General features: G+C 56.7%; 21 protein-coding genes. 11 read left to right on the top strand and 10 right to left on the bottom strand.

Going from position 1 to position 25,709, the window contains the following annotated elements; translation table 11 throughout:
- The first annotated feature begins 40 nt into the window (after positions 1 to 40).
- Together MKX51_RS20495 and MKX51_RS20500 are read left to right on the top strand one after the other, a co-directional pair.
- On the top strand, positions 41 to 1,402 hold the full coding sequence (locus MKX51_RS20495) for a metallophosphoesterase (RefSeq protein ID WP_340939397.1): 1,362 nt from the start codon (positions 41 to 43) through the stop codon (positions 1,400 to 1,402).
- A 74-nt stretch (positions 1,403 to 1,476) separates the two neighbouring features.
- Entirely contained in the window at positions 1,477 to 2,379 is a 903-nt protein-coding gene (locus tag MKX51_RS20500) for a manganese catalase family protein (RefSeq protein WP_340944480.1), read from the top strand.
- Positions 2,380 to 2,499: 120 nt separating this feature from the next.
- Here MKX51_RS20500 and MKX51_RS20505 read toward each other — a convergent pair whose 3' ends face one another.
- Complete coding sequence (locus MKX51_RS20505; protein ID WP_340993629.1) at positions 2,500 to 3,618, bottom strand: hypothetical protein; 1,119 nt, start codon at positions 3,616 to 3,618, stop codon at positions 2,500 to 2,502.
- 203 nt (positions 3,619 to 3,821) lie between these two features.
- Here MKX51_RS20505 and MKX51_RS20510 point away from each other — a divergent pair, with 203 nt between their 5' ends.
- From MKX51_RS20510 to MKX51_RS20540, 7 genes are all read left to right on the top strand, one after another.
- Positions 3,822 to 4,040 (top strand): hypothetical protein, encoded by a 219-nt coding sequence (locus MKX51_RS20510; protein ID WP_036698535.1) that lies wholly within the window; start codon positions 3,822 to 3,824, stop codon positions 4,038 to 4,040.
- A gap of 215 nt (positions 4,041 to 4,255) precedes the next feature.
- Positions 4,256 to 5,251, top strand: coding sequence for a LacI family DNA-binding transcriptional regulator (locus MKX51_RS20515; RefSeq protein WP_340939394.1), 996 nt, complete (start codon positions 4,256 to 4,258; stop codon positions 5,249 to 5,251).
- 137 nt (positions 5,252 to 5,388) lie between these two features.
- On the top strand, positions 5,389 to 6,810 hold the full coding sequence (locus tag MKX51_RS20520) for a tagaturonate reductase (RefSeq protein WP_340993630.1): 1,422 nt from the start codon (positions 5,389 to 5,391) through the stop codon (positions 6,808 to 6,810).
- Positions 6,811 to 6,874: 64 nt separating this feature from the next.
- On the top strand, positions 6,875 to 8,362 hold the full coding sequence (locus MKX51_RS20525; RefSeq protein ID WP_340993631.1) for a UxaA family hydrolase: 1,488 nt from the start codon (positions 6,875 to 6,877) through the stop codon (positions 8,360 to 8,362).
- A gap of 36 nt (positions 8,363 to 8,398) precedes the next feature.
- Positions 8,399 to 9,820: a glucuronate isomerase gene (gene uxaC, locus MKX51_RS20530; protein ID WP_340993632.1), complete on the top strand. Its 1,422-nt coding sequence runs from the start codon at positions 8,399 to 8,401 to the stop codon at positions 9,818 to 9,820.
- Positions 9,821 to 9,837: 17 nt separating this feature from the next.
- Positions 9,838 to 10,524, top strand: a complete 687-nt coding sequence (locus MKX51_RS20535) for a rhamnogalacturonan acetylesterase (RefSeq protein ID WP_340993633.1) — start codon at positions 9,838 to 9,840, stop codon at positions 10,522 to 10,524.
- Positions 10,525 to 10,751: 227 nt separating this feature from the next.
- A complete protein-coding gene (locus MKX51_RS20540; protein ID WP_340993634.1) occupies positions 10,752 to 11,594 on the top strand; it encodes a sugar phosphate isomerase/epimerase family protein in 843 nt (280 codons plus the stop codon).
- Between the two features lie 331 nt (positions 11,595 to 11,925).
- On the opposite strand, the gene fucU is transcribed toward MKX51_RS20540, so the two are convergent.
- The 4 genes from fucU to MKX51_RS20560 are packed head-to-tail and all read right to left on the bottom strand — an operon-like array spanning position 11,926 to position 16,463.
- The gene (gene fucU, locus MKX51_RS20545) at positions 11,926 to 12,366 is read right to left on the bottom strand and encodes an L-fucose mutarotase (protein WP_340993635.1); all 441 of its coding nucleotides are present in this window, start codon (positions 12,364 to 12,366) and stop codon (positions 11,926 to 11,928) included.
- A 21-nt stretch (positions 12,367 to 12,387) separates the two neighbouring features.
- Positions 12,388 to 13,038 carry a class II aldolase/adducin family protein gene (locus MKX51_RS20550; RefSeq protein WP_340993636.1) on the bottom strand — a complete coding sequence of 217 codons (651 nt, stop codon included), beginning with the start codon at positions 13,036 to 13,038 and terminating at the stop codon, positions 12,388 to 12,390.
- 53 nt (positions 13,039 to 13,091) lie between these two features.
- A complete protein-coding gene (locus MKX51_RS20555) occupies positions 13,092 to 14,672 on the bottom strand; it encodes a rhamnulokinase (RefSeq protein ID WP_340993637.1) in 1,581 nt (526 codons plus the stop codon).
- A gap of 24 nt (positions 14,673 to 14,696) precedes the next feature.
- Positions 14,697 to 16,463, bottom strand: coding sequence for an L-fucose isomerase (locus MKX51_RS20560; RefSeq protein ID WP_340993638.1), 1,767 nt, complete (start codon positions 16,461 to 16,463; stop codon positions 14,697 to 14,699).
- 322 nt (positions 16,464 to 16,785) lie between these two features.
- Between MKX51_RS20560 and MKX51_RS20565 the strand changes: the two genes are divergently transcribed.
- Positions 16,786 to 17,559, top strand: a complete 774-nt coding sequence (locus MKX51_RS20565) for a DeoR/GlpR family DNA-binding transcription regulator (RefSeq protein ID WP_340939381.1) — start codon at positions 16,786 to 16,788, stop codon at positions 17,557 to 17,559.
- 3 nt (positions 17,560 to 17,562) lie between these two features.
- Here MKX51_RS20565 and MKX51_RS20570 read toward each other — a convergent pair whose 3' ends face one another.
- Positions 17,563 to 18,402 (bottom strand): MBL fold metallo-hydrolase, encoded by an 840-nt coding sequence (locus MKX51_RS20570; RefSeq protein WP_340993639.1) that lies wholly within the window; start codon positions 18,400 to 18,402, stop codon positions 17,563 to 17,565.
- Between the two features lie 192 nt (positions 18,403 to 18,594).
- Here MKX51_RS20570 and MKX51_RS20575 point away from each other — a divergent pair, with 192 nt between their 5' ends.
- Complete coding sequence (locus MKX51_RS20575; RefSeq protein WP_340993640.1) at positions 18,595 to 20,532, top strand: NAD(+) synthase; 1,938 nt, start codon at positions 18,595 to 18,597, stop codon at positions 20,530 to 20,532.
- 91 nt (positions 20,533 to 20,623) lie between these two features.
- Here MKX51_RS20575 and MKX51_RS20580 read toward each other — a convergent pair whose 3' ends face one another.
- From MKX51_RS20580 to MKX51_RS20595, 4 genes are all read right to left on the bottom strand, one after another.
- Positions 20,624 to 21,052, bottom strand: coding sequence for a GreA/GreB family elongation factor (locus MKX51_RS20580; RefSeq protein ID WP_340939378.1), 429 nt, complete (start codon positions 21,050 to 21,052; stop codon positions 20,624 to 20,626).
- A gap of 173 nt (positions 21,053 to 21,225) precedes the next feature.
- Positions 21,226 to 22,158: a class I SAM-dependent methyltransferase gene (locus MKX51_RS20585; protein ID WP_340993641.1), complete on the bottom strand. Its 933-nt coding sequence runs from the start codon at positions 22,156 to 22,158 to the stop codon at positions 21,226 to 21,228.
- 143 nt (positions 22,159 to 22,301) lie between these two features.
- Entirely contained in the window at positions 22,302 to 22,703 is a 402-nt protein-coding gene (locus MKX51_RS20590; RefSeq protein ID WP_340939376.1) for an RrF2 family transcriptional regulator, read from the bottom strand.
- Between the two features lie 289 nt (positions 22,704 to 22,992).
- The gene (locus tag MKX51_RS20595) at positions 22,993 to 25,665 is read right to left on the bottom strand and encodes a glycoside hydrolase family 78 protein (protein ID WP_340993642.1); all 2,673 of its coding nucleotides are present in this window, start codon (positions 25,663 to 25,665) and stop codon (positions 22,993 to 22,995) included.
- Positions 25,666 to 25,709 lie beyond the last annotated feature (44 nt).

The following is a 25,709-nucleotide window of genomic DNA, read 5'->3' on the forward strand; positions in this document are numbered from 1 at the left end:
CTTTTTCTTGTTCCTGCCCGCGAAAAGGGGTGCTGGCCTAATGAAGTTCATCCGTAAATATGCTATTCTTCCTCTTCTGCTCCTGATGCTCTCCTCCTGCGGCGGACAGGATGTAGCGGAGCCGGAGCCGCAATACCGGATTCAGTCCGGCCATGATCTGAGTATTCTGACAACGAGCGACACCCATTATTTAGCGCAGGAGCTAAGAGATCTCGGACCTGCCTTCCAGCAGTTTCTGGCTGCCGGTGACGGCAAGCAGCTCGGCTACAGCAAGGAGATGATGGAGGCGCTGGGCTATGATATCGGAATCCGCAAGCCGGATGTAATGATTATCAGCGGGGATCTCAGCAACAACGGGGAAGAAGCCAGCCATAAGGAGCTGGCCGGACATCTGAAGCGCATTGAGCAAGATACCGGAACCCGGATCTATGTGATCCCGGGCAATCATGATATCCGGAATCCCTGGGCCCGGAGCTTCCGCGATAAGCGCCAATATGCCGCAGATTCCGTGAGCGTCAAGGCATTCCGCCAAATCTACGGCAGCTTCGGTTATGATGAGGCCCTGCTGAGAGACGAGGATTCGCTCAGTTACCTGGCCGCCCCGTCGGAGGATCTGTGGCTGCTCATGCTTGATACTGCACAGTATAAGGACAATAAAGCACTGGGACATCCCCAGCTGGAGGGACGGGTCAGCGGCCGGACCCTGGAATGGATCGCCGCCTGCGGCGCGAAGGCCGCGGCCGCAGGCGCGCAGCTCGTGACGGTCATGCATCACAGCCTGCTGAATCACAGTGAATTCATTCAGGAGGGCTTTACTGTAGAGGACCATGCCAAAGTTACAGATGCCTTGATGCAGAGCGGTGTGCGGACGGTTCTCAGCGGGCATATACACATTCAGGACATCAGTGAATATAGTCATGACGGGGAACATATCTATGACATCGCCAGCAGCGCTTTATCTGTTTTTCCCCATCAATACGGACTCTTAACCTATTCCTCCGCCCGTCAGACTCTGGATTACAGCACGGCAAGATTAGGGATGGAGCAATGGGCAGCAGCCACCGGCAATACCGATCCGAATCTGCTGGGCTTCAGGGCCTACAGTGAAGCCAGCTTCCGCAAGCGGTCTGCCACCCGGAGTTATTCCCGTCTGGCTGAAGACCCCGCTTATGCCAGCTATACGGAGGCTGAGCTGAAGCAAATGGCTGACGTTGTCGGAAGGCTGAACGAGAATTACTTCGCAGGCTCTGCCAGTACGGGCAATGCCGCCGTGACGGCCACAGCAGGCTACCGGCTCTGGCAGGACGCCCCGGCAAGCGGAACGAGAAGCTATGTTCTGGAGATGGCCTCGCAGCAGCCGAAGAACAATCATGAACTGCATGTCCAGCTTCCTCAGCGGTAATGTTTGAAAAACTGGAAACAGGTGTAAAATAGACAAGTATGCTTACACCTACTGCTGAGGAGATGATGATCACCATGTTCACACGTATGGATGAGATTATGATTGAAATCCCGGACGTCGAGAAACCAGATCCTAATGCTGCAGCAGCCGTACAAGAGCTGCTCGGAGGCAAATTCGGTGAAATGTCAACACTCAATAACTACTTGTACCAGTCCTTCAACTTCCGCTCCAAGGACAAGCTGAAGCCCTTCTACGACCTGGTAATGAGCATTACCGCCGAGGAGCTGGGCCATGTTGAGCTGGTCTCCCACGCCGTGAACAAATGTCTAAGAGGTTCCACGGCTTATAAGAAACCGGATTCCACGCCGCTTGCGGATGTCAAAGACGCACGGCTGTCTTATCATTTCCTGGCAGGCGCACAGGGGGCCATGCCGTTCGATTCGATGGGCAATCCATGGACCGGAGCCAATGTGTTCAACAGCGGCAACCTCGTGGAAGATCTCCTGCATAACTTCTTCCTGGAGTGCGGGGCCAGAACCCATAAAATGAAGGTCTACGAAATGACCGACCACCCTGCAGCCCGGGCGGTAGTCGGCTTCCTGCTTGTCCGTGGAGGTGTTCACGTGGTCGCTTACGCCAAGGCGCTGGAGATTGCCACAGGCGTCAATGTTACCAAGCTGGTGCCTATTCCTTCCTTGGACAACAAAGCATTCAATGAAGCCAGAAAGTACGAGGAAAAAGGCGTTCATACGAAGCTGTATACCTGGAGCGATAAGGATTTCAGCTCCATTGACCAGATCTGGAAGGGTACTCACCCCGAGGACGGGCTTCCGCTTGAGGTCATTCAGGGCGTACCGGAAGGCTTCCCTATCCCCGAGGCCCCGGAATTGAAGGAAGAATTCGCACCGGGCATCTCTGCCGAGGAATTCAAGGAGATTGCCAAACGGCTTAAAATGGCCGGGAATATTCATGACTAGCAGCCGGAGCCAAGCATAGCGAATAATATCACCCATAGAGAAGCGGATGTCCCGGAAGCCATGAACTGGCTGCCGGAACATCCGCTTTATTTGGGAATGGATTCTTCTAAGATCTCTACCTTATAGCTCCGGTAACTCCGGCTCAAGCAGTAGTAGGGTATCGGCAACAGCCCGCCCATTCACAAGCAGCACTATGGAATGCTCTCCGGGATAGTGCTTCCGTGTAGTCAGGTTGGCCCAGCGGTGGGTCCGTGTACCGGAGAGTCTGGTGCCGCCGGGCACGGTTTTGTCGGATAACAGAAACAGCTTGCGTGAGGTCTTGCCGCCGGCCTTGACGAAGTTGATCCCGTATTCAATGCGGATGCGTACCGGTCCGCCCTCCCGGATGGTCAGAGCGTATTGCAGCTCACAGTGCTCTCCGATCCGCAGTACAGCCGGGTCTGCCGTGAGGACAGCCGAGCTGACCAGCGGGGTACCGCTCTCCTCCGGAGCATATCCGAACAGCTCCATGATCTCAGGATCTGCCTTGCGGATCAGTGAGCGGCAGCCATGCCGCACAATCCAGTTCGTGTTCGCGTTACTGCCCAGCCAGCGGCGGGCGGTAGCTATCACGATATCGGGGTGATCCTTCGCGATATCGTTCAGGTTGTTGGCTACACTTTTGCGCACATAGAGTGACGGGTCAGCCTTCAGCTTCTCCAGCAGCGGCAATAGCGGAGACGGATCGCGCTTGAACACCGGCAGTGCCTGGCCCCAGGGCAGGCGGGGACGGCATCCCTCACTGGCGAGCCGCCGCACATGCTCCCCCGGATGCTCCGCCCAGATCAGCATCTGGTCCATCATCGCTTGCGGATCACGCAGCAGGAACGGCCTGACGGCAAATTCCGCCGAGGACCTCTGGGTGAACCGCTCCAACGCCTCCATCGACAGCTCCCAGTGCTCCCCGCTTCCGCCATACACCTCCACGAAATCCGGGAAGATCAGATACGGGAAGCCGACACAGTCCTTATCTATCGCATACAATATCTTCAGCGCTTCCTCATAGGCCGGGGGCAGGCAGCTGCCCAGTGTCTCTGTAATCCTCCGCATCCGCGCCTTCAGCTCCAGCTCCTCCCACGGCTCCTTCATCGCCTCAGCCATAAAGCGGTCTGGCTCGAACGAACCGTAGACGGCTTTAATTTTCATTCCCAGGCTATGCAGGAATTCTTGGTTGTACATTGCTTTCAAGGGTTCGGCCATTCTTGAGTTCCTCCTGCTGGTGTAATTAGATTCTCTTAATAATGAGAGCATACCATACGAACCGGACATCCCTGTGTCAACTTTCAGCTGGATATATATACACCAACTATAGCCTATGTTCAAATCCGGCAGCCTGTCGTACAATAAGGTTTAAGTTTTTTTGTCCGCTGACGATGTACTACCTCATGAAAGGACTGGGACTTTTGCCACAGACACTTGTTAAAAACATTGATTTTTTCGTAGCCGCACTGTCACAGACCTTCGTATCCGCCCTCCAGCTTGACCCTGACGGAATGTACTCCCAGGTAGGCAGCGGAGTTGTTGAGAAATTCTCTGATGAGTATGTCCGGCTGAAAAGATTCGACGGCACCACCTCGCATTACGCCCGCGATATTACGAAATTCCAGCACAACCATGCCTGAGAAGGCTTCGGGGTCTCTTCATCAGAGGAGAAGCAGCGCTCGCCTGTGATCCTTCCTCCCCTCTTCAAACGCAGACCCTGGACCCTGATCCGGGTCTGTTTTTGCGTTGACTTTTCACAAAATATTAACGTGTGCATTCCAATAAACTATTGACTTGACGCTGCTGGAGAACTAAACTGAAATCGTTAACAATTCCATGTACCCGGGGAGAACCTATGATTACCATCAAAGATATTGCCCGTGTTGCCGGTGTGTCCCATACTACCGTATCGAGGGCGCTGAACGGCAACCCGCTGATCAAGAAGGCCACCCGGGATAAGATTGAACGGATCGCCGCCGAAATGAATTATGTGCCGAATTACAGTGCCAAGAGCCTGGTCACCAAGAGATCGTTCATCATCGGCCTGTTCTTCTCCAGTATTGAGCAGGGGACTTCCGCAAGCTTCCTGGTGGATGCCATCAAAGGCATTACGCACAGTCTGGATGAGAACTATAATCTGACGGTAAACGGGATCGACGGTGTGCAGCATTTCAGCAATATTCAACCGCAGCGCTTCGACGGCATTCTGGTCATGAGCCAGAGCGATGAAGACAATGCCTTCATCTATCATGTGAAGAAGACGGGCATTCCGCTAGTGGTGCTGAACCGCCAGCTGGAGGACCCCGGCATCATGAACGTGGTCGCCAATGACCGCGAAGGCGTCAAGGAAGCGATTGATTATGCTGTGCAGCAGGGTCACCGCAAGCTGGCTATTATTGAAGGCAAGCCCGGCTTCAAGTCCTCAAGCGAACGTAAGCAGGGCTTCCTGGACAGTCTGATTGCAGGCCGGCTTGCGCTGAATCCTGATTATTTTGCCCCCGGAGATTACAGCATTGAGAGCGGATATGCGGCGATGAGCAAGCTGCTTAGCCTGGAGGACCGGCCTACGGCGGTGTTCTGCTCCAATGATGATATGGCGATTGGCGCCATGAATGCCTGCTATGCCCACAAGGTGCAGGTGCCGGAGCAGATCTCACTGATCGGCTTCGATGATATGATGTTCGCCCGCTATACGAATCCTGCCCTGACCACGGTCCGCAAGCCGATTGCCGAGATCAGTGAGCTCGGCATTACCATGCTGATCCAGCTGCTTCAGCAGCCGGAGACCCCGCCGCAGCAGCTGTTCGTTAAGACTTCGCTGGTGGTACGGGATACGGTTGCCGGAGTATAACTCTATCAATACCCCACCCGCTATTTTCTGCAGATACGGAGCCTTCCTGGACAAGAGAAGGAATTCCGGATCTTGCTTAAAATAAAATGTTAACGTGTGCAATTAATCACTGTATTCTAAAGGAGATCATGACCATTATGACAAACCGTTTATCCAGAAGCACTCACCCGGGGCTAACCCTCCATCCGGAACGGATGATTCAGTTCGGCGAAGGCAACTTCATGCGTGCGTTCGTAGACTGGCAGCTGCAGCAAATGAACAATCAGGGTCTGTTCAACGGAAGCGCTGTCCTCATTCAGCCCATTGCTCAGGGACCCGGAGGAGTAGCTGATCTGATGGCCGCTCAAGACAACCTCTACACTGTGCTGCTTAATGGCATCATGGACAACGAGACCGTCAATTCCCGCGAAATTATCAGCTCGGTCAGCCGGGTGATTAACCCATACATGGATTATGAAGCTTATCTCGCGCTCGCCGAGAATGATGATCTGGAGTTCATCACCTCCAATACTACCGAAGCCGGCATTGCCTATCTTCCAGGCGACCGCGCAGACGATGCTCCCCCTAAGAGCTTCCCGGGCAAGCTGACCGCCCTGCTCCACCGCCGCTTCGAGCTTGGCAAGAAAGGCTTCGTTATTATTCCTTGCGAGCTGATTGACCGCAACGGCGAGAAATTGCAGGAGATCGTAGAACGTTATGCGGCTGACTGGAATCTTGGCGCAGAATTCCTGCAATGGCTGAAGTCCGAGAATACCTTCTGCTGCAGTCTGGTGGACCGGATTGTTCCTGGTTATCCGCGTGATCAGGCGGCCGCCCTCGAAGCCGAGCTGGGCTATCTCGATAACGTAATGGTGAATGCAGAGCCGTTCCTCTTCTGGGTCATTGAAGGCCCGGAGTCTCTGGCAGAACGCCTGCCGCTGGCCAAGGCCGGACTGAATGTCGTGGTAACACCGGATATGACGCCTTACCGCGAACGCAAGGTTCATCTGCTGAACGGACCTCATACCGCTATGGTCCCTCTGGGCCTGCTTGCCGGTCTTGAGACGGTTGAAGACGTCATGAATGACGGTACCTTCTCCCGCTTCGTGAAGCAGTTGATCGAAGAGGAGCTGATCCCGATGCTGGATCTGCCTGCCGATGAGCTGCTGTCCTATGCCGGCGCTGTGCAGGAGCGGTTCCGCAATCCGTTCATCCGCCATGAGCTGACCTCCATCTCGCTCAACAGCATTTCCAAATTCAAGGCCCGCCTGCTTCCGGTCATGCTTCGCTACCAGCAGGAACGAGGCCAGCTTCCGGAGCGGATGACCCTCGCCTTCGCCGCCCTGCTGCTCAGCTACCGGGGAGACCGTATTCCCCGGCAGGACGGCGCTGAAGTGCTGGCAGTGTTCGATCAGGCCTGGAGCCAGCCGGCCAGCTTCGTGAACACTATTCTTGCCGACACCAGCCTGTGGGGACAGGACCTGACCCGGCTGCCGGGGCTGGCTGATGCGGTTGCCGCCCATTTGCAGCAGCTGGAGCTTGAAGATTCCCGCGCAGCATTACAGGAACTCGTCGGATGAACCGGCGTGTTTGTACGAAGGAGCTCAGGAAAGCGCAGAATCACTAACTTTTAGGAGGGCCAACATGAAGAACTTAATGAAAATGAACCCGAGAGATACGGTAGCTGTAGCCTTACGGCCGATTGCTGCCGGAGAAGAACTGACGATAGACGGACTGACGCTTCAGGCCGCCCAGGAGATTCCGCAGGGTCATAAGATTGCCCTGACCGGTTTCAGCAGCGGAGACATCATTACCAAATACGGTTCCCCGATCGGCCATGCCACGGCTCCGATTGCCGCAGGCGACTGGATTCATACGCATAACATCAAAACCAATCTGTCCGGCGAGGAAGAATATGAGTATGTGCCCGATGTCCATCCGGTGATCTATCCGCGCCGTGATCTGACCTTCCAGGGATACCGGCGGAGTAACGGCAAGGTGGGCATCCGTAATGATCTGTTCATTATTCCGACCGTGGGCTGTGTGAACGGCGTGGCCGAGCAGATGCTGCAGGAGTTCAAGGCCGAGCATCCCGATCTTGGCGGATTCGACAACCTGACCGTGCTGAAGCATCCTTACGGCTGCTCCCAGCTGGGCGATGACCACCGTATGACCCGCAGCATTCTGCTTGATGCCGTCAATCATCCCAATGCAGGCGGTGTACTCGTCTTCGGCCTTGGCTGCGAGAACAATATCGTCTCCGAGTTCCGCAGCATGCTGGGCGATTATGACGAATCCCGGGTTAAATTCCTGGTGGCCCAGGAGGTCGGCAATGAGCTGGAAGCTGGACTTGTCCTGCTGGAGGAGCTGTATGAAGCCGCAGCGAACGACGTCCGTGAGCCGGTTCCGCTCAGTGAGCTGAACATCGGGCTGAAATGCGGCGGCTCTGACGGGTTCTCCGGCATTACGGCCAACCCGCTGCTGGGCGCATTCTCCGACTTCATCATCTCCCAGGGCGGAACCTCGGTGCTGACGGAGGTGCCGGAAATGTTCGGTGCGGAGAAGGTGCTGATGGCCCGCGCAGAGAGCAAGGAGGTCTATGATGATATCGTCTCGCTGATCAATAACTTCAAGCAGTATTTCCTCTCCTACGGCGAGCCTGTCTATGAGAATCCGTCTCCGGGCAACAAGGCTGGCGGCATCAGCACGCTGGAGGACAAATCACTCGGCTGCACCCAGAAGGCCGGATCGTCGCCGGTGGTGGATGTATTGCAGTATGGCGTGAAGCTGCGCAAAAAAGGGCTGAGCCTCTTACAGGCTCCCGGCAACGATCTGGTCGCTGCGTCTGCGCTTGCCGCTTCCGATTGCCAGCTCGTGCTGTTCACAACTGGCCGCGGCACGCCGTTCGGCAGCTTTGTGCCTACAGTCAAGGTGGCGACCAACAACGACCTTTTTGCCAAAAAAGGCCACTGGATGGACTTCAACGCAGGTCCCCTGCTGGAAACGCCGATGGCCGATGTGCTGGAGGAATTCATCACGTATATCATTGATGTCGCCAGCGGCCAAAAAACACGGAACGAGCAGAATGAAGTGCGTGAGCTGGCTATTTTCAAAACAGGCGTTACCTTGTAGAACTTATTCCAATCCATTTAAAGGGAGATCCTACTCATGTTCCTAAACGAGGACTTCATGTTGTCCGGCGAAACAGCACGGCTACTCTTTCATAATCACGCCAAAACCATGCCCATTATCGATTACCACTGCCATCTGGACCCGCGCGAAATCTATGAGGACCAGCCCTTTGAGAATCTGACCGCAGCCTGGCTGTACGGGGATCATTACAAATGGCGGCTGATGCGCGCAAACGGCGTGCCTGAATCGCATATTACCGGCGACGCCTCTGATTATGATAAATTTCTGGCCTGGGCCCGTACACTGCCTAAGGCAGTAGGCAACCCGCTGTACAGCTGGACGCATCTGGAGCTCCGCCGTTTCTTCGGTGTAGAGGAGCTGCTGAATGAAGCCACGGCGCCGGCCATCTGGGAGAAGGTCAACCGTAAGCTGGCTGAACCGGGCTTCACCCGGCGCGGCCTGATCCGCAGCAGCGGTGTCAAGGTGATCTGCACCACCGATGATCCGGCAGATTCCCTGGAGTATCACAAGCTGCTGCAGGGGAGTGAGACCGCCTTCCAGGTGTTCCCGACCTTCCGTCCTGACAAGGCGCTGAACATCGATGCCGAAGGCTTCGCCGCCTGGACCCTTAAGCTGGAGTCGGCCTCCGGCCTGCCGGTCAAGAGCTATGCCGGACTGCTGGATGCCCTACGTAACCGGGTTGCCTTCTTCCACGAGCAGGGCTGCCGCCTGTCGGACCATGCGCTGGATGTCCTGCGTTACGAAGCGGCTGCGCCTGAGGTGGTGGAAGCTATTTTTGCCAAAAGAATGCAGGGAGCTGCGCTGTTACCGGAGGAAATCACCCGCTACCGCACAGAGCTGCTGACCGCGCTGATCGGCTTCTATCATGACAAGGACTGGACCATGCAGCTCCATCTGCATGCTTATCGCAACAACAATACGCCGATGTTCCAGCGGCTTGGACCGGATACCGGCTATGACGGCATCAACGATCTGCCGCTGACCACAGCGCTGTCGCAGCTGCTGGACCGGGCCGAGAGCGGCAGCGGCTTGCCGAAGACGATCCTCTACTCGCTGAATCCCGGCGATTACCCTACCCTGCTCGCTCTGCTGGGCTGTTACCAGAAGGATACCCCCGGCAAGCTCCAGCTTGGCTCCGGCTGGTGGTACAACGATACGCGCAGCGGCATGCGCCAGCAGCTGACTCTGCTGGCTGAGGGCAGCCTGCTCGGCAACTTCGTCGGCATGCTGACCGATTCGCGCAGCTTCCTGTCGTATACCCGGCATGAATATTTCCGCCGGGTCCTGTGCGGACTGCTTGGTGAACTCGCCGAACGCGGGGAAGCGCCGGATGACCTCGAAGTCCTCGGGGCTATGGCCCGGGATATCTCCTACAATAACGCAGCCGGGTATTTCGGCTTCCAGACTGCCGGCAGTGAAGCCGGAGTCACTGTCTAGATGGAGGCATGCTGAAGATGCCGACTATCTATATCGCCGGAGACTCAACCGCCGCCCAGAAGGGCGGCGGGGAATGGCCGATGGCCGGATGGGGCGAGTACCTGCGGCAATACGTCAACCGGAAGGTGCGGATTGAGAACCGGGCCATCAACGGACGGAGTACACGCTCCTTCCTGGCTGAGGGCAGACTGGCAGACCTGGAGCGGGACTTCCTCCCCGGAGATTTCCTGCTGATCCAGTTCGGCCATAATGACCAGAAGCTGGAGGACCCTCTCCGTTACACGGAGCCGCATACCGATTACCGCGAGAATCTCAAGGTATTCATCGATTCTGCCCGCAGCCGGGGCAGCTTCCCTGTGCTGCTGACCTCCGTGAGCCGCCGCCGCTTCACTGCGGACAGTGAACCGGACCCGCAGGCTGTGGGACTCTATCCGCAGGTTATGCGGGAGGTTGCAGAGGAGACCGGAACACCTCTGCTTGATATTTTTGCCGCCTCCCAGCAGCTCTACCGCAGACTGGGGACCGAAGCATCAGCCGGGCTGTTCATGCACCTGCCGCCGGGTGCCCACCCCAACTACCCGGACGGCATTACCGATGACACGCACTTCTCCCAATCCGGAGCGCAGCAGATCGCAGCGCTGGTAGCTGAAGCGCTCGCACAGTGTGAGGAGCTGAGGCTGCTGCACCCGTATCTGCGGGTGTAATTGGGGGATGCAGGGGAGTGTGTCGCGCGGATTAGGTTATGCATCGGCCTGTGGAGCATTGCAAACGCAGCGCATATTATTCGCCATTCTTACATGTTGCTCACTCCTCAGTCAACATGATCAGGCCGCCTGTGACCACTTTCGGACACAGGCGGCCTTTTTAGGGAAACCGGCCCTTCGGCGCTCCATGCGAACTCTTATATCTGAATACAAAGGAGTCTAACCCTATGACCGTTCCGTTTCAACTGGGCGTCCGTGCCCATGACTTCAAGCGGTGTCCGCTGCCGCAATTAATAGATAAGCTGAAGGAGCATGGCTTCCCGGCAATTCAGTTTGCGCTGCATAAGTCTTTTCCGGAGAGTGTGGCGGAGCTTGGCGCACTGAGTCCGGGGACTGCTTCCTATTATGGCGATGCCTTCAGACAAGCCGGTATCAAGATTGCTGTCCTTGGCTGTTATGTAAATATCATTGATGCTGACCCTGCCAAACGCGCGCAGGCGCTGAGCGACTTCAACACTCATCTGCGGCTGGCCCGTGACTTCGGCGCAAGTCTGGTAGGGACAGAGACCGGCAGTATGGGTCAGGGGTATACACCGGATAATTTCACGGAGAAGGCTTTTCTGGAGGTCGTCGCCTCGGTTAGCGCCATGGTTGCTGAGGCCGAACGGTTCGGAGTAACTGTAGGCATCGAGGCAGGCGTCAACCACCCGCTCTACACGGCCCCGTTAGCCCGGCGTCTGCTGGATACCGTGCCATCCAATAATCTGCAAATTATACTGGATGCCGCGAATCTGATGACCCCGGAGAATTACCTTCAGCAGGAGCAGATTGTGGCAGAAGCGCTGGAGCTCCTCGGAGACCGGATCGCGGTTCTGCATCTGAAGGATTTCACCGTTAAGAACGGCGCCATCGACATCGTTCCTGCCGGACAAGGCATGCTGGACTTCGCCCCGCTGCTCCGCTACATGAAATATAAGCGCCCGCATATCCAAGGCCTGCTGGAGAGCACTCCAGAGGAACATCTCCAGGGCAGCGCGCAATTCCTGCGGCACATGTATAACGAGGTTTAACAAAAGTGCTCTGTGGATGGATGTTGAGTGCTGGATGAGGGTAATCTTGCACAAATTGCAGCATTTCCCCCAACTTATACACTCATAGCTGGAATTGTTGCACAAAAGGCAGGATTCCTCCTCTAACTAAGCATCCTGGCCTGCACATTCCTGCATTTCCTGCAACAATCCTCTGGCAAGCCCCGGTTTCAGGGTAGCCAAGTTGCATAACTTGCAACATTTGAGTTATTTGAGGGTATTTGCTCTAAACGAGCGGTTCACTAAGCAGCGCGCTCTAGGTGTAGCAAACAGACCGCCCATAGTTAACCGGGCGGTCTGTTGCTTGAGGCTGCTATTCCCCGGCCTCGGGGGAAATCACACCTTTTTTGAGAATAATATTCCCGTAGAGCGCATCTTCCCCTGTAATCAGAATGACGTAGCTGTGCTTGGAGCGGTCATAGAAGTCAAAACGCTCTTCATACTCCACCTGCACCGCAGGATCATGCCGGGTGAGAATCTCCTTGTACGTGTCCCATATCACAGGGACTGTGGGGTCTCCCTCCACTACAGCCATGAAGGCCGCCTGAGCCGGAGCATAATGATCCAGCGGTAGCAGCTCCAGGATGGCGTCAAGCAGCAAGGGGATACCGATCCCGTCAGCCCGCAGCACCCGGGAATGCAGCGCATGTCCCGGATAATTGGCATCCGCCAGCACCAGCTCATCCCCGTGGCCCATCTCCATCAGGGTGCGGACGAGCTCGGGGGAGAGCAGTTTGGGTATTTTTTTGAGCATAATCCTATCTCCTCCCGTCTCTTACATCCCGTAGAATGATCTCAGCGCCACCAGCTCCTCAATCCGGTGCGGCGGCAGCTCGCGCTCTCCCCCGATCATGCGGGTCAGGAAGGTCAGCTTCGCCGTATACTCAAGCCGCTCCATGTTCATATAAGCAGCCATTACATCCTTGCCCCAGGTCAGGGCCCCGTGGCTCTCCAGCAGCACAGCGGTCTTCTTGCCCAGGAAGGGAGTCAGCGAATCCGGGATCTCATCGGTCGAAGGCGTCCCGTATACCGCCAGTGGAATGTCCCCCATGGCAATGACGGATTCAGGCATCATCATTTTGTCCAGAGCTTCACCCTTGATGGCAAAAGCGGTAGCATACGGCGGATGCGCATGCACCACCCCGCCCATCTCCGGCAGCTCGTTGTAGATCTTCAGGTGCATCTTCACTTCCGTGGACGGCCGGTAGCCCTCCGCTGCATTCAGTATCTCTCCCTGCAGATTGACTTTGACCAGCATATGCGGCTGCAGATAGCCTTTGCTGACTCCGGTGGGCGAAGTAATGACCTCGGTGGCCGACAGGCGGGCGGAGATATTGCCGTCATTGGCCGCGATGAAATCCTTGTTGAACAGATTCCGGCCGATATCGCAGATTAGGCGCCGTAGTTCTTCTTCGTGATTATTCATAATTGCCCCCTTGATTGCAACTTGATTGCTAGTTGATTGCTGTATGAAGCTTATCAGTTCTGATGTGTTAAAGACGGCTGGTACCGGAGCGTTGAGCAGGACCGGGCGGCCACCCTTCGGACCTCTGCGGGATCGACAGCACCGAGCGCCGCCAATTGCACCAAAAGGTTGCCGATCGCGCTCGCTTCTACCGGTCCGGCAATAACCTCTTTGCCGGTGGCATCCGCCGTCAGCTGGCACAGCAGCTTGTTCTGAATGCCGCCGCCGACCATGTGAATGCAGCGCACCGGACGGCCGGTGAGTGCCTCCAGCTCGCGGATCGTATCCGCGTAAGACCGGGCCAGACTCTCCAGAATCGAGCGGATGATCTCCGCCCGAGTCTGCGGCACCGGCTGTCCGGTGCGGATGCAGTAGGATTCAATCCGCAGCGGCATATCGCCCGGCGTGCTGAAGAGCGGATCGTTCGGGTCCAGCATGGCGATGCATGCACCCGGCCGGTCCAACTGCCCGGCCAGCTCGGCGGCTTCCTGATGGCTCAGCGGTTCCCCCGCTTCAGCCCAGCTCCGCTGGGTCTCCTGGAGCAGCCAGAGGCCGGTGATATTCTTCAGCAGCCGGTTCGTGCCGCCGAAGCAGCTCTCGTTGGTGAAGCCGCTGGCCCGGGCTGCATCGCTTAATACGGGCTCCGCTGTCTCCAGGCCGACCAGCGACCAGGTTCCGCAGCTGATGAATGCAGCGGATGGCAGCGGATCGCTGAATCCGTCGATCCGGTCTGGATCGCTAATGCCAGGATCAGCGCAACGAGAATCGGCATTGCTGGACTCAGCGTAGCTAGAGCCGAAGCCGCCGTAAGGAATGGACGCCACGGCCGAAGCCGTATCATGCGAGGCTCCGGCGATGATCTTAAGCGGACCGCTGCCCAGCTCTTTCTGGAGCGCGGGCCGGAGCTCCCCCAGCACCGTTCCTGCCGGAACCAGCCGGGGCACAAGCGTAACCGGCAGCTCCAGCCTGCGCAGCACTTCGGCAGCAGGCGCTGTGGACTGCGGATTCAGCAGGCCGCTGGTGCTCCAGATGGTCTGCTCGGCCACGGCCACGCCGCTGAGCATATAATGGAACAGATCCGGCATCATCAGGAGCTGTCTGGCAGTTGTCCGCAGCTCCGGCTTCGCCATAAGATCGGCAAACAATTGATACACCGTATTAATCGGGCTGGACTGGTTGCCCGTCAGCTTGAATTGCTCGGCTGGTGGCAATGCAGCCTCCAGTGCCGAAGCGATGTCCGCCATCCGCTGATTCCTGTAATGATGCGGAGCGTCCAGCAGCCCGCCCTGCTCATCCAGCAGGCCGTAGTCGACTCCCCAGGTATCGACGCTCAGAGAATGCAGCGGTCCGTAGCTTGCCGCAGCCGCTGCAATCCCTTGCTTGATCTCCTCAAGCAGCCGCTGCACATCCCAGTGCAAATGTCCGTTGACCTCTACCGGTCCGTTAGGGAAGCGGTGAATCTCCTCCACCGTCACCTTTCCGTCCCTGTAGCATCCCAGCATCACTCTGCCGGAGCTGGCTCCCAGGTCGATGGCCAGCAGCCGGATTCCTTGGTTACCGGTTACCTCCATCACTTGCGTCTTCGCCTCTGTCATCTTCCCACCTCTTCACGTGGAGGATTAGTAGAGCGGGCCAAAGTTGCGGCAGGCTCTGTAATCGGCACTCTCCAGATTCTCTGTGCCGAACAGCGACCAGACGCGCGGGCGGAAAATCCGTGATTCTTCCACGTTATGCATGCTGACCGGAATCCGCAGGATCGAGGCCAGCGTAATGAGATCCGCACCGATATGCCCGTAGCTGATCGCCCCGTGATTAGCGCCCCAATTGTTCATCACATCGTAGACAGACTGGAAGGAGCCCTGGCCGGTCAGCTTCGGGGCGAACCAGGTTGTCGGCCAAGTAGGGTCCGTTCTCTGATCTAGCGTGTCATGCACCTCTCCCGGCAGCTCCACTGTGTAGCCTTCCACCAGCTGCAGTACAGGTCCCAGACCCTTGACCAGATTGAGCCGGGCCATGGTGACCGGCATACCGCCACGAGTCAGGTAATCCGTCGAGAAGCCGCCTCCCCGGAAATATTCCTGGGAAGCCGGACGGAACTGGGTCTGCGCGATACAGGCCGCCGCCTCTTCATCCGTGATGTCCCAGAACGGCTTGATCGCCGGCTTGCCGTCAATACTCTGCTCGCCGGTGCCGTCCAGCGCTGCCGAGCCGGAATTAATCAGATGCAGCAGGCCGCCTTCCGCTGCTCCCTCCAGCTCATACCCGGTCACACGCTTCACGGCAGCCGGACTCCAGAAGGTGCGCACATCAGCAAAGATCTGCGCCGTATTCGTCAGCAGGTAATTGAACAGCATCGTCACCCCGTTCAGGCTGTCATTCTCAGTGGCGACGATATAAGGCGCCCGTCTGCCGTTCCAGTCGAACGAGGAGTTCATAATCGTCTCCATGAAGTCGCCGTTAGGGAAGTGATCGGTCCATTGCCGCTGGCCCTGGAAGCCGCCCAGCAGGGCATTGTGACCACTCGCTTCTTCTTCGAAGCCAAGCTTTGCAAGCTGCGGATTGCCGGTCATGAGATCACGGGCAATCAGCGTCATTTTGACAACTGTCTCCCACTGCTCTTCCTTAACGTCCTCACTGAGCTGCAGATGCTGCGGGTTATTATCCGCCCCCACACGGCAGTTATCCTTCACCCAGGCCAGCGCCCGCGTGAACTCCTCGGGATCATAGATCCCTTCCTCAAATCTGCGTACAAATTCGGACATATCGATATATTCATTGCGCATGCCGAGATATTCCTGGAAGAACTGCTCGTTCACAATGGAACCGGCGATTCCCATAGACACGGAGCCCATCGACAGATAGGACTTCCCTTTCATCAGAGCAGCCGCCAGCGCAGACTTCGCGAACTGCAGCAGCTTCACCTGCACATCCGCCGGGATCTCCTCGCTGCTGGATTCCTGGACATCCTCTCCGTAGATGCCGAAGGCAGGAATGCCTTTTTGCGCATAAGCAGACAGAACTGCCGCCAGATATACCGCCCCGGGGCGCTCCGTTCCGTTGAAACCCCATACCGCATGCGGGATTGTCGCATCCATATCCATCGTTTCCGATCCGTAGCACCAGCACGGGGTGACTGTAATGGATACGCCCACACCTGCACCCGCGAACTTCTGCGCCGCCGCCGCAGCCTCCTTCACACCGCCAATAGTAGAATCGGCAATGATACATTCCACCTGAGAGCCATCAGGATACCTTACATTCTCCTGCAAAAATGCCGCCACGCGCTGCGCCATGCCCATCGTCTGCGCCTCCAGCGATTCGCGCACTCCGCGTCTTCTGCCGTCAATCGTCGGCCGGATTCCAATCTTCGGATAATTTGCTGTCACTGCTGTTCCTCCCCCAAATCGTTAGTTGATAGTATGAGAACATTACACTGGAGCTATAGCTCCGATTAGTAAGCGCTACCAAATACAGCCTCTGCGGTCTGCACCCTTTTGTCTTTTGCCGCCGACTAATCCATTTCCTCTACATCATAGAATCACTTACCTGTAAAGTCAACACTATTCCACACTTTAAATTTGGTTTTTGTGTGGTTTTATGTGATATAATTTCAATGAACTGTGGAATTGTTTGTGATTGTGGGATTTATGTTAGGCAGCAGATTATAGTAAACTGTATACAACTACATAACGTAAGGGTGGGCATGATATGAAGGCTTTTGAACGGCGGGATCTGGTCATTAATGAGCTCTACAGGCATAAGAAGGTTCACGTTGCGGATCTGGCGCAGAAATTCGGTGTATCGGAGGAGACGATCCGGCGCGATCTCGACCGGCTGGACAAGGAGGGCATTGCCAAGAAGAATTACGGCGGGGCGATTCTGAACGTCCACACCAACGAGGACCCTTCCTACTCGCACAGGCATCAGGTCAACATTGAAGCGAAGCGGATGATTGCGGCAAGGCTGCTGGAGCTGATTAATGACGGGGACAGTGTGATGACGGACACCAGCACAACGGCTTTTGAAGGCTTGCGGAGAATCGTCGAGGACAAAAAAAATCTGACCATCATCACCAATTCCCTGGCGGTATTGTCAGAATTCCAGCATTCCGGGCAAAAGCTCATCTCCACGGGGGGCCTGCTTGGGCCGGAGACCAGCTCTTTCGTAGGGCCTACGGCCTCGCAGACCATCCTGAAATATAATGTGGATGTGGCTATTTTCAGCTGCAAGGCACTCTCCATGAACGGCGGACTCTGTGATTCCAACGAGGCGGAGACCGAGCTTAAGGTGCTGATGCAGCAGCAGGCGAGCAAGGTGGTCCTTCTGGCTGACCATTCCAAGTTCGACCGGATCGCCTTCATCCGGCTGTTCAGCTTCGACAAGGTCGATTATATCGTCACCGATCAGCGGCCGTCTGAGGAATGGATCGAGTTCCTTGCCAAGTATCAGGTCTCCCTGCTCTACCCTGCGGATTCACAATAAGTCTTAACGTTCACGCTTAAAAGCCTGCGCCGACACGTACACGAACCGTTCCGCTCTGGCCATCATATGGAACTTCTGCTCCGGGAAGTGGCGGTACAGGTAATCCACGAAATAGCCCGGATTCTCGGCGTTGCCGGCGAACAGGTCATAATGCAGCGGAACCACGGTCTCAAAGCCTGAGGTCGCCGCAAACTCCGCCGCTTCCCGGTAATTCATATTGCCGACAATATTGCGGCTTCCCCGGTAATAGTCACGGCCGTTAATCGGCAGCAGCGCCAGATCGATCTTGCGGCTGCCTACCTCCTCAATCAGCTCAGGGAACAGCACGGTATCCCCGGCATGATAGAGCGTTACCCCGTTCAGCTCCAGAATGTAGCCGACATACTTGGGATTGCCCTGTTCATCGCGGTCCAGTTGCTCATGCGCCGCTGCCACCGGATATACCTTCAGGCCTTGTGCGGGCTCTGCTTCACTGGCAGGCAGGGCAGCGGTGAGGCGCTCCTTGCCAATGCCCAGCTCCTGCAGACGCTCCAGGCAGACCGCCGGAGCCATGAACTGCGCCTGCGGATTCAGTCCGGCAAGCACGGGCAGGGCCTCCTCATCCAGATGATCCGAGTGGTCGTGGGTAATCAGGCAGACCTCCATATTCTTAATATCTGCCGGTGCAACCGGCGGCGGGAAGCTGCGGTCCGGATTCGGTGATACATACGGGTCAATATATACGGTTACATCTGCGCCCTTGACAATAACGCTGGCTTGTCCGAGGAACCAGACCGCCAGGCAGCCGTAAGGCACCTCGGTGCTGCGGATTTCTTCGATTAATTCTTGTCCTGCTAATGGCATAGCGGGTTGCTCCCTTCCTCTTCTATCGCTCATTCATCATGGCTGGCTCTTTCATCCCTGTTTAGTTTATACCCGCGAGAAGACAAATGGAAGCGCTTGTGATAATCCCTGCTTGTTACCAATGCCATTTCATGGGTACAATTATTAGATAGTCTACTTCTATAATGGACAGGTAAAGGACAGGTGAAATGAATGCAGAATTACGGATTCGCAAGAGTCGCCGCCGCTTCCCCGGAGCTCCGGGTGGCCGACTGCGTATTCAATGCAGACCAGATAATTGAAGCCATCAATACAGCCAGCACCCAGGAGGTGGAGTACCTGGTACTCCCGGAGCTGTGCATCACCGGCTACAGCTGTGCGGACCTGTTCCTCCAGCCCCGGCTGCTGGAATCCGCGATGCAGGCGCTGCTGCGGATTACGGCGGCAACGGCAGAGCACCGGATGATTGTCATTGCCGGTCTGCCGGTCTCCATCAAAAGCCGGCTGTTTAACTGTGCCGCAGTCCTCCAGCAGGGCCGGATTCTCGGGATGGTGGTCAAGACCTGCATCCCCGGATACAGCGAATTCTATGAGCCGCGCTGGTTCGCAGGAGCCGAAGAGCTGGAGGTGTCCGAGCTGCGGATCGGCGGATCGGCGGTGCCGGTGGGCAATGATCTGATTTTTGCCTGCGAGAGTGACGGGAATCTGTCGTTCGGTGTGGAGATCTGCGAGGATCTCTGGGTGCCGGTGCCGCCAAGCAGCCTGCTGGCCCAGGCCGGGGCCACGCTGCTGTTCAACCCGTCGGCCAGCAACGAGCTGGTTGGCAAGGCGGATTACCGCCGCCAGCTGGTCGGCGGCCAGTCTGCCTCCTGTGTGGCCGGTTATGTCTATGCCAGCTGCAATACGGGCGAATCGACAACAGACGTTGTCTTCGGCGGACATTCGCTGATCGCGGAGAACGGCCAGCTGCTGGCCGAATCGGAACGCTTCACCCATGTGAGCCGGATGATTACCGCCGACATTGACCTGCCCCGGCTGCAGTATTCCCGCACCGTGATGGGCACGTTCCGGGCCGGCAAGGGCGGACGCAATTACCGCGAGATTCTCTACGCCACGCCGCTCAGCAGCGGCAAAGAGCGGGAGCTGAAGCGTTCTGTAGGCGTCAACCCGTTCGTGCCGGGCAATCCGCTCCAGCGGGACGAGCGCTGCCAGGAGATTCTCTCGATCCAGACCTCCGGTCTGATGAAGCGTATCCGCCACATCGGCACCAAGCAGGCTGTGATCGGCATCTCCGGCGGCCTCGACTCTACGCTTGCGCTGCTGGTTGCCGTGCGGGCTATGGAGCTGCTCGGGCGTCCGGCCAGCGATGTGCTGGCGGTCACGATGCCGGGCTTCGGCACGACCAGCCGCACGTACGACAACGCGGTAGGCTTGATCAAGGCACTCGGCGCCTCAATGAAGGTCGTTGACATCAAGGCGGCCTGCCTCCAGCACTTCCAGGACATCGGCCACGATCCGGAGGTGCATGACCTGACTTACGAGAACGTCCAAGCCCGCGAGCGTACCCAGATTCTGATGGACCTTGCCAACAAGAACGGCGGGATTGTCATCGGCACGGGCGACCTGTCCGAGCTGGCGCTGGGCTGGTGTACCTATAACGGCGACCATATGTCGATGTACAGCGTGAATTCAGGCATTCCGAAGACGCTGATCCAGTATGTTGTCGCCTGGTATGCGGACCACGAAGCACACGAGACGGTGAGTAAGTATCTCTACAGCATTATCGAGACAGGAATCAGCCCGGAGCTGCTGCCGCCTTCGGCAACCGGAGAGATTGTCCAGCTGACCGAGAATATTCTGGGCCCTTACATTGTGCATGACTTCTTCCTGTATTACATGCTGCGTACAGGCGCTTCTCCCGGCAAAATGCTCTATCTCGCCCAGCACGCCTTCGGCGGGGCTTATCCCAAGGAGCAGCTGACCGCCTGGCTGAAGGTGTTCATCACCCGCTTCTTCACCCAGCAGTTCAAGCGCTCCTGCCTGCCGGACGGACCGAAGGTCGGTACGGTCAGCCTCTCGCCGCGCGGCGACTGGCGCATGCCAAGCGATGCTTCCGCCGCGCTCTGGCTGCAGGAAATCGAAGAACTGTAGCTCCTGGCCGTTGCTACATGGCCGAAGACAAATAGGCGTCCCCCATCATCACAGGATGATCAGGGACGCCTCTTTTTTTCAGCAATCTGCTTCACTCGTACCTATTATCAAGAATCAAGACTTCATCGCTGCCGAACGGGGTCTGAATCGTTACCGTCTCTCCCGGACACGCCAGAATCAGCCCTCTGCCCATGGGTGACCAGAGTGAGATGCAGAATTCATCCAGCTCCGCTTCACCGGGGATGACAATCCGGTACGGCTCATCAAGCGTCTCCTGGCCGATCCGCAACGACACCCGGGACCCGACCAGCACCATAGAACGCTGAAGCGCATCGCTGTCACCGGACAGAATCTGCTCCACCGTCTCCTGATAACGCTTGATCATCGCTTGAACCTCTGCCCGCTCAGCCGGAGACTCCCACGTTCCCCTGTCCAGAATGGAGAATTTATGCTCATCGAGATAGACCAGCTGCTGCACCAGCTCCTCACGGAAGGAAACCGTTTTGAGACTATGGCTCATAGTAGATTTCACCTACCTTCTTCATCAGGTCATGCTCGAAAATACGCTTGTTCCTGCTCATAGCCCTCAGTCCTCCCATATAAGAAAATAGATCCCGCGCAGGGACCTATTCTCTATGATAGCATCTTTCTATGGAAAGACAATCTCATGTACAGGGAATGGACGGCAGCGGTTCAGTGCTTCACAGAAGGTGCAGATTTCCCGGATGCTTCGGCAGCGGACCGGCTGTACATATTCAGGTCCTGCAGCTTGATCAGCACCTTGCCGAACCGTCCGCCTTGGCGGACAACGACTTGCTGCTGCGGGTAGGCCGTGTGCAGATAATCCGTAACTGTCTTGCGGGTAGTCTCTCCCCCGTCCAGATGATGCAGCGGCAGCATCTCCATCACCTCTGCGGCTGCTGCTTCCAGTGATAGCTCCTTGCTTTTCGTTTCGCGGGTAATGATGGTCTCATAGGAATAGCCCTTCAAATATAATAATTGAGTCAGATAAGCCATATCCGAGGACTCTGCATGAACCTCCCGTCCCGTCAGCAGCGGCAATACTTCATTCATCAGGCTATGCTCCTGCACACCTGCCGAGGTGCTGATATAGCAATATTGCCGGGCACAGCTGATCACCTTCTCCGTGCTCTCCCAGTCGAAGACCGCCGGACACATGGACACGAAGACCAGATCGAAGGCGTTCAGCCAGCCGCGTGCGGCAATGTCGATATTCTCGAACGCTTCATGCACCAGCTCCACCTGTCCCGGAGCGAATCCGGCAGTGTTCTTCAGGAACAGCTCCGCTAAGGGAACATTAGGCTCTACTGCTGTAACCTTGGCCCCCCGCTCGATAAAAGGAACCGTGAACCCGCCCGAAGCCGCCCCCACATCGAGCACAGTCAACCCGTTAAAATCCACGCCCTGGCCTTCCATCCAGCCGATAATCCGCTCGCTCCGGTCCCGCCCGGCACTGCTGAATACCTCTTCATTGAACACCTGCGCCTTATGATCGAAGCTCGTGTGCGGGTTCATGCCCATCGCCTTGAACTTGTTGGCCATTGCCTTGGGATCTTCCTTCCAGGCCTTCTCCCATACGCTTGCATCGAATAATCTGTTGCTCATCACTGAATCATCCTCTCGTGGATACATAATAATCTTAATGTAGGACTATTGGCTTTACGGACTTAACAGACTTTGAATATCTATAAAAACTCCTAAGTTGAAACGGATGTACCCTCCTTTAAAAGGACGGCTCCGTTTCATACTTAGTGGCACTGCCTCATTTTCTCAGCAAGCTCGGACATCATTTTGTTACGCAGATAGTCCTCCATCTGCCCTTCGGCCTTGACCATCTCCTGCTGGATCAGACACTCGCTGGGATGGTCCAGGGTGCAGTCAAACAGCGATGCAGTCCCTTCAATAGCATGGATGATATCCAGAAACGAGATTTCTTCCCCTTTGCGCCGCAGACGATATCCGCCATTCGCCCCGGATGCAGATTCGATAAGCCCGGCCTTGACCAGCTTGGTCAGAATCTTGGATAAATACGTAGGCGATACATTCTGGCGCTCGGCTAGCTGCTGCACGCCCATCGGCTTATCAGGAGTGTGCGCCACCAGGAACAGCATCGTGTGCAGGGCGTAGTTCGTTGCTTTGGAGTATTTCATGTCTTATTCCACCTTACCTATGGACTATGTCCGCAATTACAGACTTCACTTGTCTATGATAACCCTTATGCGGAGGGAATGCAAGGGGCAGGAGAGGGGAGTGGGCGGAGAGATTGGGAGAAGAAACACAAGTGAACACAGCTTAGTTGTCCTTTAAGCAGCCAACCTACGTCCGCACCGGCACATTGTGTTCGCATTTTCCAGCACAACAAGAACACAGAGCCCCATAATCCATGAGGCTCTGCAACGCAGCATTATCTGTGGCTGATATGCCCCGTCTACACTCTGCTTACTTCCGCAAAGGGTACTGGAATCTGTATTCCCCGGAGCCGAGTGTTACCTTCACCACCTGTGCCAGCTGCTCAGCGGAATGAATGCCGGGGACCTGCTCAAGCGGCTGCCCGGCCGCCATTCCTGTCTCCGACACTTCGGCCAGCAAGGCGTCCGGCAACAGCACCGTAGCTGAGGTATTCGGCGGAATCACGGCGATCAGCCCGATTGTCCCGGAGTCTATCGTCCATTCGGAGCGGATCGTCCCGTACATGGATTCCAGACTGGCGGCAGCCGAGGTTAGTCCGCCTCCCGGATGCGGCTGGATCAGGAACTGCTTATAGCCCGGCCCCTCCTCTGTCTGCTCGATCCCGGCCACATGGCGGTACAGGAAATCCCCCACTGCCCCATAAGCATAGTGGTTGAAGGAATTCATCGACGCACTCCAGAAGCTTCCGTCCTCCTTAATTCCGTCCCAGTGCTCCCAGATCGTAGTTGCGCCGCGGGTAATCGGATACAGCCAGGATGGATAGTCCGTCTGGAGCAGCAGCTTGTAGGCAGCCTCGTAATGTCCCGCATCCGCCAGCACCAGATTCAGATAAGGCGTGCCGACGAAGCCGGTCGTAAGGTGGTACCCGCTCGCTTCCAGCAGCTGTATAAGTCTCGCTACCGTGCGGTCCTTCGCACTCCCCTCCACTAGTCCGAACATTAATGCCAGCACACAGGCTGTTTGGGTAGCCGGACCTTTCTCCCCCGCTGGCAGGATATACGCTTGGTTGAACGCATCTTTGACCTGGTGATGAAGCTGTGAGTAATTCTCTACATCTTCTGTCCTGCCGAGCACCTTCGCCGTCTTCTCCATCAGCTGGACCGAATAGGCATAGAAGGCAGTTGCGATATAATTCCGGTCCGTTGCACCCACATGACTGTCAGCCTTGGCATCCAGACCCAGCCAATCTCCGAAGTGGTCGCCGGTATTCCACAGGAACTCATCCGTACCCTGGCGGCGGATATACTCCACCCAGCCCTTCATGCTGCTGTACTGCTGCTCAAGAATCCGCTTATCCCCGTAACACTGGTAGACCGTCCACGGACAGATGACCGCCGCATCGCCCCAGGCTGCAGAGGAATGCGCCTCCTCCCCAAGCACATGCGGAATCACGTAGGGAACGCCGCCATCCTCCCGCTGATCCGCAGCCAGATCCCCCAGCCATTTGCTGAAAAAAGGTGCCACATTCATCAGATACGCCGCCGTGCGGATGAACATCTGTGCGTCGCCGGTCCACCCCAGCCGTTCATCCCGCTGCGGGCAGTCGGTCGGCACATCGACGAAATTGCCCTTTTGCCCCCAGAGGATGTTGTGCTGGAGCTGATTCAGCAGTGCATCGGAGCAAGTGAAGGTGCCGGTCGGCTCCATATCGGAATGCAGCACCACGCCCGTGAAGTCCTGCAGATCCAGCGGGTCCGGGAAGCCGATCAGCTGGACATACCGGAAGCCCTGGAAGGTAAAACGCGGCTGAAAGCTCTCCCTGCCCCCGCCTCCGGCGATATAAGTAACGGTCTGCCGGGCTGTCCGCAGGTTCTCGGTATATACATTTCCCTGCTGATCCAGCACCTCGAAATGCCGCAGCTGATATTCCTGACCCGCCGCGCCATCTACGGTGAACCGCAGCCAGCCGACCATATTCTGGCCCATATCGAGCACCGTCTCCCCCGCCGGAGTGCGGATGAGAGCAACAGGTGCCAATTCCTGGACCGCCCGGACCGGATCATTCTCCTGTGCAAGCAGAATATTCTTGGCATACGGAAGAATCTCCGCAGCCAGCCACAGCGTGTCATCGTAACCCGGCGTGCTGAAGCCGTGCTGCGCCAGGCGGGCGTCATAGGTCTCCCCGTGATACAGCTCCGACATCAGCAGCGGGCCGGGCGACACCTTCCACTGCGGACCGCTCCCTATGATCTGCTCCGTGCCGTCCTCATAGGTGAGATGAAGCTGCAACAGCAGCGCTGTGCGGCTGCCATAGATATGCTTCCTGTGCTCCCAGCCGAGATTCCCTTTGTACCAGCCGTTCCCGAGCCAAGCTCCGGCCACATTGTCCCCAACCACCAGTTGTTCCGTTACATCATACGTCTGATACTGCAGGCGGTGGCTGTAGCTGGTCCACCCAGGATTAAGATAAGTATCTCCGACCCGCACCCCGTTCAGCTCCAGCTCGTACAGCCCGAGACTGGTCACATAGATCCGGGCCCGGGCGAGCGGCCGCTCCACCTGGAAGCTTCCGCGCAGCAGCGGACTTTGCTCTGCATCTTCCGCAAGGCAGGCCAGCGGAGCCGTAATCCATTCTGCGGTCCACTCCTCCGGCGAGAGCAGCCCCATCTCCCACCAGGCCGCCTGCGACCACTCCGTAGGGCGGTTGTGCTGATCCCATATTTTCACCCGGTAATAATAAATCTGCCTGGACTGCAGCTCCAGCCCCTTCAGCTCGATATGGAGAGATTCACCAGACTCCACTCTGCCCGAATCCCACCATACGCTCCCGAAATCCGCCGCACCTGCCACCTGTAATTGATACGCCTGCTGTCTCACATCGCGCTCATCCGTATGCAGCTGCCAGCTGAATCTCGGTAAGCGGATATCCAGTCCCAGCGGATTCTCCTGGTACTCCACTCGCGGTTTTTGGATAGCTATCATTGAATACACCTCACCTTTTATAGGATTAATCCTGTATACCTGTA

Origin of the sequence: Paenibacillus sp. FSL M7-0420 (assembly GCF_038002345.1) — a bacterium.
Classification (GTDB): Bacteria; Bacillota; Bacilli; order Paenibacillales; family Paenibacillaceae; genus Paenibacillus_AQ.